The sequence below is a fragment of the Paenibacillus sp. FSL W8-0187 genome (assembly GCF_037969755.1).
Lineage (GTDB): Bacteria > Bacillota > Bacilli > Paenibacillales > Paenibacillaceae > Paenibacillus_AQ.
The window spans coordinates 3,893,743-3,907,910 of sequence record NZ_CP150206.1 but is presented as its reverse complement, the minus strand read 5'-3'; the positions used below and the strand labels follow the sequence as shown (position 1 = coordinate 3,907,910).

Genomic DNA, 14,168 nt, shown 5'->3' with positions numbered 1-14,168 from the left:
TACAAGAAGGCAGTCGGGCAATGTGAGCGGGCTGCTCTTTCGATCAGCTAACGGGCAGGATAGTTTAACGACAGCAGAGAATAGCAGTCTAATAACTTTCTAATATGAATTGGCTTGCATTTAACCTTTAACTTGACTGAAAGCTTGCCGATTCACTAATGTCACATGTAAGAGATCAGGTGAAGGGCGATTTTCGTGGAAAGAACTGCTTGCGGATCTGTTGTCGCGAGACAAGAATATATTGCAATTCAAATTCGATCAAAGACTTGTCACGAGTTAAGAATAAGTATAACCAAAATGAACGATTACATAGCCTTATCAGTCTTATGTATGAGAATAACAAAAGGGGGTGCGTGAGAATGACTGATCGAGAGATTTTCGAAATGTATAAGGAGCAAGTTTATTATTTTTGTTACTATATAATGAAAAATCAGGCTGATGCTGAGGATATTTCCCAAGAGGTATTTGTCAAAGTAATCTTGGCAGACAGAACTAAGGTAAGGAACTTGAAATCGTGGATTCTACGAATTGCTTCGAATGAATGTAACAATGTTATGAGGAGACGTAAAACAGGATGGATGAAAGAAGTGCGTCATTATTTGTTATCCAAAACTCAGGACTATAACCCCGTAGAAGAATGTTTAGATCATCGGGAAACGAAGGATGAGCTACAAGGATTATACAGTGAGCTCCCTGAAAAAATTAGAATGGTGGTTGTGCTTCGATTTATCAACGAATTGACCGTACCCGAAATTTCAAAAGTGATGAACATACCCGAAGGAACTGCAAAATCGAGATTAAACAAAGGGCTAAAACTTCTTAATAAAATGGTTGAACCACAACTAAAGGAGATGAGAAGTAATGAATCGTTTTTTTGAAAATGTTAGGCGTACTCCTCTGCCGGATTATGACTTGATGTGGACAGCCATCGAAAATGAAGCACACAATCGACGAGTCAATCTGCAAACTTCTCAAAAGGCTACTCGGCAACGCGGTAAAGTTATTCCTATCAGCATCGTTTTCTCTTGTTTCTTACTTGTCGCCATCCCTGTATTCGCAAGTGTGACGATTGATTGGGATCGAATCGGAGGAGGTAGCGTTGCAAATGCATTGAATAACGGTATCGGCCAGCAGTATGATCTTCAATCTTCCAGTTCAGGTGTGACCATGAATTTGAATGGTGTTGTGACTGATGGAGAAAAAATGAAGATGCTCGTGTCTCTGGACACTCCAACTGATCTGACGCAATATACTGGATTTGCTACAGAAATAAATACAATGACAAGTGAATACAAATCGAAGGCAAAAGTATATGGTTATTTTGGATACGATCCGGACAGCCAGAAACTCATTGGTGTCTATGAAACACCCGATACCTTAAAGGATGACACGAAGGAATATACGTTCGAAGCACAAAATCTTATTTTTTACCGTGATCGGGATATTCGCTTGAATTCTAATCATCAACCCGGAGATACAATGATTACAGGAGTTGCACAGTATCCAACGATTCATATTGAGTCCGTTAGACAGGATGGAAATCAAACCGTTATCCGCTATAAAGTCGCTGCTTCCCCATCTCACTTAGGACATGGTAATCCTCATTTAGTAGTTCATACCGGTGATCAAGAATTAGACGCAATTCCAACTATTTTACCGAGCGAAGATAAAGATTTGTTGATAGAGCAGGTGTTCAATATGACCAAAACAGATTGGACGGATGCGAGTATTCATTTCAGTTACATTGAAGAAGCAAAGCGGATATTGGGCACTTGGAAATTCGATTTTAAAGCAGATGGTCAAAAAGCAAGTGAGGCTATCTACACAAATAAATTACTTACTAGTCCTGAATTCCAAGAAAAATCACGTATCACTTTAGAACAACTTGTGATTACTCCTTTAGATATCCAAATTCTAATAAACGAAGAAGGTTCTCTTAAGAATGGAATTGTTCATTACAACATAGCACAATTGGCTATAGGGGATAACATAATTACTGGGGTGAGGACTTTGAAAGGTAACCTTCCCGAAAGCTATCAGCATTTATTTCAATTTGAATCTCCGGAGTGGTACAAAAACTGGTCTGATGTTCCAATGAAGCTGATATTAAAAGATGCTGTCGTTGAGAAACGGGATACTACGAAGAACTGGATTACTCTAAACAAACCAAAACAAGAAAAGCAGTATACCAAACTCAATGTCGATGGATTTGATATTCAGTTCACGTATTATATGGAGGGGGAGAGTTTGATTGTAGAGTCACAATCCGAATCTCCAGGCTTCAGGGGCGTTAACCAAACAACTCTGCGAATTAACGGCAAAGAAGTAGTACCTGAAATTACACCTAAGGGTATGGTTTCTACAGAAATAAATGTTGACAGCTATAGTGGTATTCCATTGGATGAGATGATTGAACTAAACCCTGGTATTTATAAATACACCGATCCAGATCGGGACGTAGAAGTTAAACTATAATGGAGCTAAAATCCCAAAGAGAGTCCACATTAAGTGGGCTCTCTTATTACGACTTTAGTCAGTTGAGCACGCGATAGCGTGCGAAACATAAAACCACCTGCTATGCGAGTGGAGGGAACGAGAGTTTGAGTAATAATATGGGAATCGGACATTTTGGTTAGAGAGGGCAGCACTACCAAGCAATAAACCAAGTTTATACATCAAACTGGGTACGGTATCGACCTAGTGCAAACTCAATGCCTCCCATTACCAGTCCAATGAGCCAAGGGATCAAATAGTACATCAAACGAAATAATACAAGAACCGCAGCGTTTGTTTCAGGAGGGTATCCAAGGGACTGAAGACCAAGCAGGGTAATAAGATCAAAACCGCCAATGCCGCCGGGTGTCATACTGACAAGACCAGTCGCTACGGCGACGGTGTAAATGCCTAATGCCGTTCGAAGAGGAAATTCCGGAAGTAGAGTCGCCGCAATCGCCCAGAAGGCAACGCCTGCTAATAGCCACTCCACGACAGAGACACCTACAGCTGCAACGATTATGGACAGATTCATCTGGGGCAGATTGCGGTTCAGCCATTTGCTATAGAAGGGAGTCCGCTGAAAGAGCAGGTACCCCGGCAGATAAAGCGCGATCGCCCAGACAGCATACAAGGTCCAGCGATGAGATTGAATCACCGCATCGATCGGAAACAGCCCGGTCAAATCCCCCCAAGCCAGCAGCGAAACTCCCGTAATTGTAATAGTAGCCAGAAAGGCAATACAAGCTGTTATAGTTGGTATCGAAACTCCTCGCCCTCGGTATAGGAAGGTACGAAGCGCGGCACCAACGATCCCGGCAAATCCTATAACATTGTTTGACGTGTTAGCAATCCATGCATAGCGGAAAGTCGCCCAGATCCCGAGAGGAAGCTTGAAATGATGCCGAAGCAAAAACTCATAGACGCTAACCGATGCGACTGCGACTAGGGATAGAGACAATAGAAGGAAGATTCGTGTAGGGTCGAGATGCTTAAGGATTTCCAGCGTGGCAGCCCAGTCAATCCGGCCCAGCTCAGACTTTCCCGCCCAAACAATCATTCCGAGGATGATCATAGGAATCAAGATCTTCACAATTTTCATGCGATATAATGTTGAGATGAGTTTTAATTTCCCCAATCGTGCAAACTGCTTTTTCACCTTTGCCATTTGCATTCTTCCCCTTACGTTTATCGTATATCTAGTATGCCCATAAGGACTCTCATTTAAAATCCGAAGCTAAGTATCAATTATCAATTTCATACTTTTCTTTTAAAGCAAATGGGGTACACCGAAACTTAACTAAGGTCATCACGCTATATGAATAGCCGCTTTCAAGCAGCGTTTTTCTGGTTTTTAAATTTGCTGATACGATTCCCCTAAAACAGTATCATTTTTTGACATAATTTAAAGTTATTATTTACCCATCAAGCGAAATGACAAATCATTGAAAACTCTAAGAAAAGGAAGGGATTGAATATGGCAAATTATACGCTAGAGGAAAAAGACAGCTTTATCGCTTTAGGAAATGGAACGGGACTCGTTTTTGTAATTAATAGAAATGAGGAGGGAAACAAATGAGTAAGATGATCGGTGTGGAAACGACCATGAAAGTAAATACCCAGCCCCACGGAAAAATGGTTGCTTATTGGTCAGTCACATTACTACTCGCAGCAGCTATTATGCTAAGTGGTATCGGACAACTGATGCAATTTGGAGGCAACCTCGATTTAGTTACGAATCTGGGCTACCCATTATACATATTGACTATTCTCGGGATATGGAAAGTGCTTGGAGCCATCACTCTCGTCGTGCCAGGTTTACCTCGACTTAAAGAATGGGTTCACGCAGGAATCTTCTTTTTGATGACGGGTGCGGCATTGTCTCATGCATTTGCTAACGATTATGGTGATTACGGTTTTAATCTTATCCTTCCGCTTTCATATGCTGCACTAAATATCTTTTCGTGGGCTCTACGACCAGCAAAGAGCCGCTTACACTAAAATACAATTGCAACCTTTTGAATATTGCGATGTTACCACATGGTTGAATCAGTGGTCATGTCAGCCCTCCGGTAGAAAACCGGGGGCTCTTTTTTGTTTCCAAAAAAGCAGGCAGCAAGGCGCTCTATTCTTATCATAGCCGTAAATAGGGCTGGCGCTGCGTGCGTCGTTCCTTTATGAAAGAGCTGGGCGAGGCTAACGTAAGCGCCGGGGTCTCTTACTAGGAACTTAGTTGCATTTTGACGATTGATGACAAATGTTGCTTTTTAAAAAGATAAATTTTGGGTAACTGATTCAAAGTGGTCTTTATTATTGTATCCACAATATCACAATTGGAGGGATCATATTGCCAGGACTGAAATTGGGAAAGAACAGCAAGCCGGCCCGGTCAGAACAACCGGATGAATCCCGGCGGAATTTTTTGAAAGCCTCGGGTATGACGCTGGGCGGTCTGATCGTTGGCAGCGTGTTCGGGGGTGTCCTGACGGACAATCTTGAGAAAAACAACTCCCCCGCACCGGCCAGCAAGCCGGAAGCTTCGTTGCAGGATGCGCTAATGTTCTTTAATCAGGAGCAGTTTAAAATGACCGAAGCGGCGGTCGAACGGATTTATCCCGAAGATGAGAACGGCCCTGGAGCCAAGGCGCTGGGCGTAGCCTTTTTTATTGATCATCAGCTTGCAGGTCCTTGGGGATATAATGCGCGGGACTATATGATGGGTCCTTTTGTCCAAGCCCAGGCAACGCAGGGAGAGCAGTCGCGCCTGAAACGCAACGAAATGTTCACGTTGGGTCTGGAGGGACTTAAGAGTTACTGCCAGCAAAAGTATAAAAAGGTTTTTACGGAACTTGAGGCTCAGCAGCAGGATGAAGTGCTGACCGCTATGGAAAAGGGGGATAAATTTCCCATGCGCGGGGTGACGAGCAGCAGTTTCTTCAAGATGCTGAGAAGTTTGACGATCGAAGGGGTCTACGCGGATCCGCTCTATGGCGGCAACCGGAATATGAACGGGTGGAAGATGCGGAAGTTTCCGGGCAACCAGATGAGTTATGCCCAGCAGATTACGAAGGAAGGGCTGGTTCAGATGAAGCCGAAGAGCCTGCAGGCTCACATGAGCGAATAAATTTCACAGATATAAGGGGACATCAGACGTGGGCAAATTACCTAAAGTACCAGTGGTTATTGTTGGAATGGGTTGGGTCGGCGGCATTATTGCGGCCGAACTGACCAAAGCGGGCATCCAGGTAGTCGGATTGGAGCGCGGAAAGAGCCGAAGCACAGAGGATTATTTCATGGATCATGACGAGCTCCGGTACGCGCGGCGTTTTGAACTGATGCAGGATCTATCCAAGGAAACGATCACCTTCCGCAATTCGGAGTCAATGAGGGCGCTGCCGATGCGCAGCTATGGCTCCTTTCTGCTGGGAGACGGGCTCGGCGGTGCCGGATCGCACTGGAACGGGCAGACGCACCGTTTCCTGCCGTATGACTTTGAAATCTACAACCAGACGGTGGAACGGTATGGAAAAGGCAAAATTCCCGAGGGCATGCAGCTGCAGGACTGGGGAATCACGTATGACGAAATCGAACCGTACTACGACAAGTTTGAGCAGGTAGCCGGCATTTCGGGGGAATCGGAAGCCAATCCGATGCTTGGCAAACGGTCCCATCCGTTTCCGACCCCGCCGATGAAGAAAACGCCGATTTTGCAGCGGTTCGAAGAGGCGTCGAAGAAACTCGGATACCATCCGTACATGATCCCTTCGGCAAACCTGAGCGAGAACTACAAAAATCCCGACGGCATATCCCGGGCAGCCTGCCAGTACTGCGGATTTTGTGAGCGGTTCGGCTGCGAGTACGGTGCCAAGGCGGATCCTGTCGTTACCGTCATTCCGACGGCGATGGCCACCGGCAAGCTGGAGGTGCGCACCTTCTCGAACGTGACCGAAATTCTCCATGACGGCAAAAAAGCGACCGGCGTGGTGTACATCAACACAGTGACCGGGGAAGAGGTGACCCAGCCGGCGGACGTGGTCGTTCTCGGCAGCTTCATGCTGAACAATGCGCGCCTGCTGTTGAACTCCAAGCTCGGGACGCCTTACAACCGGAAGACCGGACGGGGGACCATCGGCCGAAATTATGCGTATCAGGTCAACTCCGGACGTGCGGTCGGCTTTTACGATGACGAAGAGTTCAGCACGTTCATGGGCGCCGGGGCGCTCGGGATGGAGTTCGACGACTTCAACGGGGATAATTTCGACCATTCCGATTTGAAGTTTCTGCACGGGGCTGGAATCCGGATCAGCCAGAACGGCCTACGTCCGATCGAGAACAATCCGGCGCCGCAGGGTACGCCGACCTGGGGCAAGAAGTGGAAGGAGACCACACTAAAGTATGCCAACCGGGTGCTGACCGTGGCGACGCAAGGGGCTAGCCTGCCCTGGAAGCACCATTACCTGGATCTGGATCCGACTTATAAGGACATTTACGGCAAACCGCTGCTGCGGATTACGTTTGATTTCGAAGATCAGGACCGAGAGCTGACGAAGTATCTGGCAGATAAGGCGGGCGAGGTTATGAAGGAAATGGGGCCTTCCCATGTGGAGATCAAGGACAAGCTGGACCCGTATAATATCGTTCCTTACCAGTCCACCCACAATACCGGAGGCGTCATTATGGGAGCGGACCCGGAAACGTCGGCCGTGAACAGTTACCTGCAGATGTGGGAAGCGGAAAATGTGTTTGTGGTGGGTGCTTCGGCATTCCCGCATAATAGTGGATACAATCCGACCGATACCGTCGGCGCGCTCTCCTACAGGGCGGCGGAAGGGATCCAGAAATATTTGAAACAGGGAGGCATGCTTGTCTGAACGGGCAAGTCCTTCCATGCTTATGCGATTAACATGCTACTTCATGAGACTTCAAGGAAAGGGAGGGATCGGCTATGCTTTCGACGATTGGAATACCGGGGCTGCTGCTGTTGCTGCTGCTCGCCCTGCTGCTGTTCGGACCGTCCAAGCTGCCTCAGCTTGGCAGGGCGGTGGGAGCGACACTTCACGAATTCCGCAACTCCGCTCGTCATCTGACGGAAGAGGACGAAGAGAAGCAGGACGCGGGGCGCCGCCAGGAAGATCACTAGGAATGGTTTGTTTGGTTCGAAGATGGCAACTTAATTATTTTATCGGGAGGGATTTGACATGAAAAAATGGATGTTGATTGGACTTACCTTGCTGCTGGTTGTGGTGCTGAGCGCATGCGGAGGCGGCGGCAGCTCGTCGGACGAGTCCTCGTCTTCAGGCGGATCGGATGGTGTAAAAGAAATTAAGGTGACGGCGTCAAACTTTAAGTTCGAGCCTACCGAGATTAAAGTCAAAAAGGGCGAAAAAGTCAAAATTACGCTGGAGAACAAAGATGGAAATCACGGCCTGGCCATTCCCGATTTCAACGTTGACCTGCAGCAGCCTGGCTCGACCGAATTTACCGCCGATCAAGTTGGTGAGCATGAATTCCACTGCTCCGTCATGTGCGGAGCCGGTCACAGCGATATGAAGGGGACCTTGATTGTTGAATAAATATGTATGCGGTTGAGACCGCCGGATTGCCGCCTGGATGACTGCGGGAGGCAGATCAAGAAAGCGTTGACCAGCCGGACCATAAAGGTTCGCGCTGGCGGCGCTTTTTTTGCATATTGTGAATTCAGAAATCTATGAGAATTGTCTGAATCGATGACATGATAGTTTTTTCGTAGAAATAATACTTTAAGTTAGGAGTTGATTGCTGATATGGCCTTCTCTAATGAAGTAACGAGCAGGAAGAGATAATAAATGAATATATCTATAGTCGACATATCATCGTTGTCTTCTTTTCAAATATAATGTTTGTGTATTATTCAATAAATCGTCCACGCTAAAGGACTGTGGTTGGATTCATGTTAGAAGATAATAAGTTCTTGACTATGACGTTAGGGCATAGTGCATAGTTCTCTATGAATACATAACTAGGAGTGAGAGAAATGAATATAAAATCACTGCGTTCAGATCATATTTATCAAAAAGTTGCCCAAGCTTCACCCGAGGAAAAGCTTGAATTATTCAGAAACGAAATGATGGCTCCCTTTATGAAACAATGGCAACTTCAACAGATTCCTTTTAAAGCTGAAGAGGCGAATGGTTTTGATGTTATTACGTTTAATAGTATGATGCATCGATCCCCTGATCAGATTACCCCTCAGATTTCGGCAGAGATCGAGCTGATTTCGTCCGAATCATTTTGGTTAGAGTGTGAGCATGCTGTGAAGAAAAGCCTGCATCTATTTGTAGAGCATGAAATTAACCTCCCCGTGTCCGATTATTTGTTTACCATTCAACTAGGGAATCCGGAAAACGGTGCCTTAGCAATAAACGAAGGATATAGCGGCTTTGGGGGCATTCCTGGGTTTATCTGGGGTACACTCTTGCCAAATGAGTACACGATTCCTCGAATGAAGGCTGCGCTGGCGCACGAATGCAACCATAATGTGCGATATCAATTTATTCAGTGGGATCACACGGTTAATCTGGGCGAGCTGATTGTAAGTGAAGGATTAGCTGAAAACTATGCTACGTTCATGTTTGGAGAAGAATTGCTCGGCCCTTGGGTAACGAAGACAAATGCAGAAACACTGAACAGGCGCATAAAGCCTGTGCTTAGAGAGCAATTGCAATTAACTGGGTTTGATCAATTTGCTCCGTATCTTTACGGTGACGAGATTGCAAAACTTCAAAACTTTACACCGGTTAACATGCCTTATAGTGCCGGATACGCTTGCGGATATCATTTAATCCAATATTATTTAAGAAAAACAGGAAGAACCATTTTCGAGGCCACAATAACACCTGCTGCTCAAATACTAGACGAGGTAAAAGAATTTTGGAATGAAGAAACCATTATTAGTTATTAATGATTAAGCTAACGGGGAACGATAGCTTAATCAAAATAAGAAGGCAGCCGATCAATGTGATCAGCTGCCTTCTCGTTTTTTCGGAAAAAATGAACTGCGCACTAAAGCGGATAAGGAGGGGAAGGGTAACCTTCCATTGAATAATCGAGGCATAGGGACAGAACTTTTCTCTACTTCTCAACACGCCAATCTACCTTTTTCAAGATCAATACGATGGAGATCAGCGAGAAAAGCAAGAGTACAAGCGAGTTCCAGGCAACAGACCCGGACCAACCCGATATCAGCACCTCCCGCATGGCCTCAGCTGCGTAAGTGGTTGGGAAGATATAAGCGAACCATTGCAAGATCACAGGCAATTGATCCATATCCACCATGACAGGCGTCAAAAACGAGATGAACATCATCAACGCCTGGACCAGCATATTCGTCAATTGATGGCTAGGCGACCAGAAGCCGATCAGTACACCCGCGCCAACCACGCTAAAGACGGTGAGCAGCAATACAGGGACAAGTCCCCAGCTGTAGTGGAATTGAATGCCGTAAGCAAGTTGACCAATCATCGCCAGGATAATAAAAGACGGTACGCACATGATCAAGCCGCGCAGCAGATTGGCGAAGATGAAGTTTACCTTGGCAATCGGCAGGGACGAATAGTACGTGAAGTGGCCTTGATGCTTCTGCCAAGATATCTCCTGAGCCATGGAATTGAGGCCCATGACGATTAAGCCGAAGAGCATATTTCCTGTAATAATACGGGTCATGACAGCCGGCGTTGGGTCGACCGTAAAGAATTTGAGAAACAACAGCGTCGTTAAAGGAAACATGCATGCCATGATGAAAATCCAAACCCATGCCTCGCGGATAATCGAGAATTGAATGCGGGCCAGGATCAGCCATTCCGTCATTCTGCGTTGGATTATGCTCTGCTGCTGGTGCCCTTGGAGAAAGACCGCTTCTTGCAGTTGCAAGTCATGATTTTGCATGGATGGTTTCATCTGTTCCATGTTAGACCACCTCCGTTTTGGCAAGCTGATCCTGTTCGTCATCGATATGGAAATAGACATCCTCAAGATTCGGCGGGACCAATGAATACTCTTCGATCGGTAACTGCTGCTCAGTCAAGACTTCAATCGCGTGGCTGGCATCTTGCTTCTCAATCAGTGTCCGGATTCGGTTTTCTCCTGTTTTGGTCCACTGTCCCAGCGCGCTTAAGCTTCGGCAAACATAATCGCTCTCGCCTAAGGAAGTCGTAATTTCCAGCTTCATCCGCTGATCGACCTTTTGTTTTAAGACACTGACATGATCGATGGCCAATAGCTTGCCGTGATTTACAACAGCTACTCTGTCTACGACCTGTTCGGCCTCCAGCACGTTGTGTGTCACCAAGATTACGGTTACTCCTTGGCGATTGCGCTCCTGAATCAGATCCCATACGAGCCTTCTCTTTTTAGGGTCTAGTTCATTGGTCGGTTCATCCAGGATCATGACGGGGGAAAAGCCGATCAAGCAAGTACCAATCCCGATTAAACGCTTCTGTCCGCCAGAGACGTTTTTCAACAGCTTATGACGAAGGTCCTGCATTCCAAAACGTTCCAACAATACCTCTGTTTGGTTTACGGCGGACTCCTTCGTCAAACCCCGCAATCTTCCCGTAAAATACAAAGCTTCCCAGGTTTTTAAACTGGTCAGGGCGTGAGGCTCTTGCGAGTAGTAGGCCACCTCCTGAGCAACTCGCTTGGTTTGGGTCTGTACGCTGGTTCCTTTATAACGTACCGTACCTGAGGTGGGAGCAAGGTGGCCTACCATCTGCTTGATTAGCGTGGATTTTCCTGCTCCATTCGGACCGAGCAAACCGAGAATCTCCCCTTGTTGAACGTCGAAGCTTATGTTTTGATTGGCGATAACCTTTCCTTTTTTGTACGTTTTATTCACATGCTCTAATTGATAGATCAGCCTCATCATTCTTGCCCCTTTCTGCTGGTACTATGGTTTTGCTGCTACGTGTCTGAACCCCGAGAGAGTATGTATTCTTTGACTGATCAATGCTGTGGTTGAGCTGGTGCCTAAGTATACTTAACGGTAAATGAGCAGGCGTTAATATTAAGATACCGTATTGCTCTGCCAAGGAGTGACGGGCGACAGAATGGTTTTCGTCTCTGTCTCAAGACGGAGACGGCATGCTGAGCTCTCGATCCCAATATTACGATCACAAGATATATGTAACGCCATTCCGCGAAAAAGCGGGTGATGATAGTGAACGTACGCGGAGTTCGCTTAGAGCGGAAGAAAACGAAAAGCTGGACAAAATCGCGAATTGATTGTGAGCATATGAAGTTAGGGGAGGAAACCCATGAGCCTGTAACGGTTTTTGTTACGCTTACGATATGATTGGATTCAGAAAATGTAGAACCATGCCAGGTTCAAGAGGATATACCTCGTCCTTGATCATGGTCGGAAAATCATATCGCAAGCGGAGCTGCGCTTCGTTCAGCTCAGAAATAATCTGAAGCGCTTGTGCAACTTGCTCTGCACGCAAGAAAAACGCACCGAATGATCCAAAGTCGATGCCTCGCTCTGTCGTCATTGGATCAACATAGCTAAGAGGGGGCTCACCTTCGACTATATCTCCACAAAGCAAGTAGTGAATCGCCTCCCAGGATCTATCAATATCCAGTCCGGGATAATCCTCTATTTTCAAATTCTCCAATGCAATTTCGCCGGTAGCGATTTGCTGCACCAGTTTGTCATCAATAGCAAAGTAATATCCGTACATCCCCATGTTGTCACCCTTCTCCATTTTTAGTAGTGACTCTACTGAACTATCTAAATGTAACACCCGGAAATTGTGTATTTCAAGGAATTTTGGATATAATCGTCAAATGTAAGTGTTTAAAGTAAAGTTTGAGGGTGCTGCCTCTATCTATAATTAGGATAAGGTGGAGGAAATGGTGTGAAATTGAGCACCGATTACTTAAGTGGAAATGTGATACAATCAAAAAAGTTTGCCCTTGCAATATGACAAGAAAAAGGGAGTGGAATAATGAAAAAGGGTTTGCTCATAGCTTCGGTTTTATTACTAAGTCTTGTGTCAGTAGCTTGTAACAACGATAATAGTGTATCGAATGAAGTGGGGACACAGGAAATTAAAGAAAAAGTCCATGCGTATAGTGTCGGTACCTTTGAGGATGTAACTGCATCCATTACATCACATGAACTAATTGTGACTGATAATGGTAAAAAGACTTCTTTTGACCTTCCAGAGAACGAATTTTTTGTTTCGATTGCACCGTTTATTGAATACACGCATGAATGTGCTATCCACAATTTAACGGGGTGCCAAGGCGAATTAGTAGATAAAAACTTCGATGTGCTTATTCGGGATGAAGAAGGTAATGTGGTGATGGATGAAAACATTACTTCTTTAAAGAATGGTTTTATTGATCTATGGTTACCGCGAGATCGGACATATCAAGTGAAAATTGAGTATGATGGCAAAACAGTAGAATCTGAAATCGCTACTTTTAAAGATGACAATACTTGTACCACAACGATGCAACTAACATAACACACAATAAAGCATTAAAGCCTGATCGTTCAGGCTTTTTTATTTTATGGGTATAGGTGGAATCAGGAACTTTTTCATAGGGCTCTTAATTTATGGTAGGAATGCTCAAAAAAGTAAAAGAATTTACCCCTCTGTTGAAAGATTATCTCCCTATCACAAGTGAAGGTTTAGCACTACTATAAGGGTAGGTTGTAAGAGATTCGAGAAAAGTTATCGCGCAGCAACACTTTAGTCCATTACCGCTACACCCGGTTACACGGCATGATTTCCTCCCCTGCGCAGTACTGAACTGCCTGTATGATGAGCTGCTGCGATGTAAGTACAAGCCACGTTTTTTTTGTTTCTGCTGTCAAGATATTCAATCAACTGGAACCCGCACAAAGTATTAACCTGCCTAATTAGCATGACTCTCTCTCCAATAGCATGAGCATGCCCAATCAGCAATATTCCACACAAAAAGTATGAGCTGCCAGTCAACATGATCCCCTCACAATGGCATGAAATAACCCACTCAGCATGATCCCACACATAAGCATGAACTTGCTTATTCCGTACGAAACAGTCACATTCGCACAAATTTGCCGCAGAATTTCTTTTTTGAACGGCTTGATTGCTCCAGATTGTTCTTTCTCGTTAAGACAGAGAAACAATGTAGGTTTGTTTGCACTCTGAATCATTAAAAAAGAAAGTTGGAAAATAACGTTCGTTATAAAGAAGTTAGTAAGTTTTATTTTTCCAAAGACTACTCCACAAGGAGAGTGTATTCATGTTTAGAGAGATGCATAAGTCCAAAATTCACCGTGCTGTCGTGACGGAGGCCAATTTGAATTACGTGGGAAGCATAACCATCGATCAGGATATTTTGGATGCATCGGACATCCTGGAGAACGAAAAAGTGCAAGTTGTCAATATAAATAACGGAGCCAGGCTGGAGACGTATGTGATAACAGGCCCCAGAGGCTCGGGTATGGTTTGCTTGAACGGCGCCGCTGCCAGACTTGTGCAGCCGGGCGACCGCGTCATTATTATTTCTTATGCAATGATGGAGGAATCGGTAGCCCGGACGTATCGTCCGCATGTCGTCATTTTGGACGAGCATAATCGCATCGTAACGGAGGATTATCAAGAACTGCATTCCACAACGGTGTAATAAAAGACAGAACGGAGGGC

The 14,168-nt window shown here is 45.3% G+C and carries 14 protein-coding genes; 10 read left to right on the top strand and 4 right to left on the bottom strand.

Annotated elements, in window-relative coordinates:
* The first annotated feature begins 359 nt into the window (after positions 1–359).
* Complete coding sequence (locus MKY48_RS17360; RefSeq protein ID WP_339264962.1) at positions 360–878, top strand: RNA polymerase sigma factor; 519 nt, start codon at positions 360–362, stop codon at positions 876–878.
* Complete coding sequence (locus tag MKY48_RS17355) at positions 862–2,475, top strand: DUF4179 domain-containing protein (protein WP_339290043.1); 1,614 nt, start codon at positions 862–864, stop codon at positions 2,473–2,475. Before MKY48_RS17360 ends, MKY48_RS17355 begins: the two co-directional genes overlap by 17 nt.
* Positions 2,476–2,668: 193 nt before the next feature.
* Here MKY48_RS17355 and MKY48_RS17350 read toward each other — a convergent pair whose 3' ends face one another.
* On the bottom strand, positions 2,669–3,661 hold the full coding sequence (locus tag MKY48_RS17350; protein WP_339264958.1) for a lysylphosphatidylglycerol synthase domain-containing protein: 993 nt from the start codon (positions 3,659–3,661) through the stop codon (positions 2,669–2,671).
* A 407-nt stretch (positions 3,662–4,068) separates the two neighbouring features.
* Between MKY48_RS17350 and MKY48_RS17345 the strand changes: the two genes are divergently transcribed.
* From MKY48_RS17345 to MKY48_RS17320, 6 genes are all read left to right on the top strand, one after another.
* The gene (locus MKY48_RS17345; protein ID WP_076321417.1) at positions 4,069–4,494 is read left to right on the top strand and encodes a DoxX family protein; all 426 of its coding nucleotides are present in this window, start codon (positions 4,069–4,071) and stop codon (positions 4,492–4,494) included.
* Between the two features lie 346 nt (positions 4,495–4,840).
* Positions 4,841–5,617, top strand: a complete 777-nt coding sequence (locus MKY48_RS17340; RefSeq protein WP_339264956.1) for a gluconate 2-dehydrogenase subunit 3 family protein — start codon at positions 4,841–4,843, stop codon at positions 5,615–5,617.
* Positions 5,618–5,684: 67 nt separating this feature from the next.
* Entirely contained in the window at positions 5,685–7,364 is a 1,680-nt protein-coding gene (locus MKY48_RS17335) for a GMC family oxidoreductase (protein WP_339273537.1), read from the top strand.
* 74 nt (positions 7,365–7,438) lie between these two features.
* On the top strand, positions 7,439–7,633 hold the full coding sequence (gene tatA / locus MKY48_RS17330) for a twin-arginine translocase TatA/TatE family subunit (protein ID WP_339264954.1): 195 nt from the start codon (positions 7,439–7,441) through the stop codon (positions 7,631–7,633).
* Positions 7,634–7,691: 58 nt separating this feature from the next.
* Positions 7,692–8,066, top strand: a complete 375-nt coding sequence (locus MKY48_RS17325; protein ID WP_076321415.1) for a cupredoxin domain-containing protein — start codon at positions 7,692–7,694, stop codon at positions 8,064–8,066.
* A 440-nt stretch (positions 8,067–8,506) separates the two neighbouring features.
* Positions 8,507–9,433: a DUF2268 domain-containing protein gene (locus tag MKY48_RS17320; protein ID WP_339264951.1), complete on the top strand. Its 927-nt coding sequence runs from the start codon at positions 8,507–8,509 to the stop codon at positions 9,431–9,433.
* 170 nt (positions 9,434–9,603) lie between these two features.
* Here the strand turns inward: MKY48_RS17320 and MKY48_RS17315 are convergent, their stop codons facing one another.
* The 3 genes from MKY48_RS17315 to MKY48_RS17305 all read right to left on the bottom strand — a co-directional run bounded on the left by MKY48_RS17315 (position 9,604) and on the right by MKY48_RS17305 (position 12,212).
* Positions 9,604–10,437 carry an ABC transporter permease gene (locus MKY48_RS17315; protein WP_339264950.1) on the bottom strand — a complete coding sequence of 278 codons (834 nt, stop codon included), beginning with the start codon at positions 10,435–10,437 and terminating at the stop codon, positions 9,604–9,606.
* A gap of 1 nt (position 10,438) precedes the next feature.
* A complete protein-coding gene (locus MKY48_RS17310; RefSeq protein WP_339264949.1) occupies positions 10,439–11,395 on the bottom strand; it encodes an ABC transporter ATP-binding protein in 957 nt (318 codons plus the stop codon).
* A gap of 415 nt (positions 11,396–11,810) precedes the next feature.
* Positions 11,811–12,212, bottom strand: coding sequence for a DUF1877 family protein (locus tag MKY48_RS17305; protein ID WP_339264947.1), 402 nt, complete (start codon positions 12,210–12,212; stop codon positions 11,811–11,813).
* Between the two features lie 261 nt (positions 12,213–12,473).
* On the opposite strand from MKY48_RS17305, the gene MKY48_RS17300 reads away from it, so the two are divergent.
* Positions 12,474–12,998 (top strand): CueP family metal-binding protein, encoded by a 525-nt coding sequence (locus MKY48_RS17300; RefSeq protein ID WP_339264945.1) that lies wholly within the window; start codon positions 12,474–12,476, stop codon positions 12,996–12,998.
* 766 nt (positions 12,999–13,764) lie between these two features.
* Entirely contained in the window at positions 13,765–14,148 is a 384-nt protein-coding gene (panD, locus tag MKY48_RS17295; protein ID WP_339264943.1) for an aspartate 1-decarboxylase, read from the top strand.
* Positions 14,149–14,168: the final 20 nt, after the last annotated feature.

What these genes read in the sequence shown, in the direction of transcription:
- MKY48_RS17355 (WP_339290043.1), top strand. Translation starts at nt 862, where the DNA reads ATGAATCGTTTTTTTGAAAATGTTAGGCGTACTCCTCTGCCGGATTAT.
- MKY48_RS17345 (WP_076321417.1), top strand. Translation starts at nt 4,069, where the DNA reads ATGAGTAAGATGATCGGTGTGGAAACGACCATGAAAGTAAATACCCAG.
- MKY48_RS17305 (WP_339264947.1), bottom strand. Translation starts at nt 12,212, where the DNA reads ATGGGGATGTACGGATATTACTTTGCTATTGATGACAAACTGGTGCAG.
- MKY48_RS17300 (WP_339264945.1), top strand. Translation starts at nt 12,474, where the DNA reads ATGAAAAAGGGTTTGCTCATAGCTTCGGTTTTATTACTAAGTCTTGTG.
- MKY48_RS17335 (WP_339273537.1), top strand. Translation starts at nt 5,685, where the DNA reads ATGGGTTGGGTCGGCGGCATTATTGCGGCCGAACTGACCAAAGCGGGC.
- MKY48_RS17350 (WP_339264958.1), bottom strand. Translation starts at nt 3,661, where the DNA reads ATGGCAAAGGTGAAAAAGCAGTTTGCACGATTGGGGAAATTAAAACTC.
- panD (WP_339264943.1), top strand. Translation starts at nt 13,765, where the DNA reads ATGTTTAGAGAGATGCATAAGTCCAAAATTCACCGTGCTGTCGTGACG.
- tatA (WP_339264954.1), top strand. Translation starts at nt 7,439, where the DNA reads ATGCTTTCGACGATTGGAATACCGGGGCTGCTGCTGTTGCTGCTGCTC.
- MKY48_RS17320 (WP_339264951.1), top strand. Translation starts at nt 8,507, where the DNA reads ATGAATATAAAATCACTGCGTTCAGATCATATTTATCAAAAAGTTGCC.
- MKY48_RS17360 (WP_339264962.1), top strand. Translation starts at nt 360, where the DNA reads ATGACTGATCGAGAGATTTTCGAAATGTATAAGGAGCAAGTTTATTAT.
- MKY48_RS17310 (WP_339264949.1), bottom strand. Translation starts at nt 11,395, where the DNA reads ATGATGAGGCTGATCTATCAATTAGAGCATGTGAATAAAACGTACAAA.
- MKY48_RS17315 (WP_339264950.1), bottom strand. Translation starts at nt 10,437, where the DNA reads ATGGAACAGATGAAACCATCCATGCAAAATCATGACTTGCAACTGCAA.
- MKY48_RS17325 (WP_076321415.1), top strand. Translation starts at nt 7,692, where the DNA reads ATGAAAAAATGGATGTTGATTGGACTTACCTTGCTGCTGGTTGTGGTG.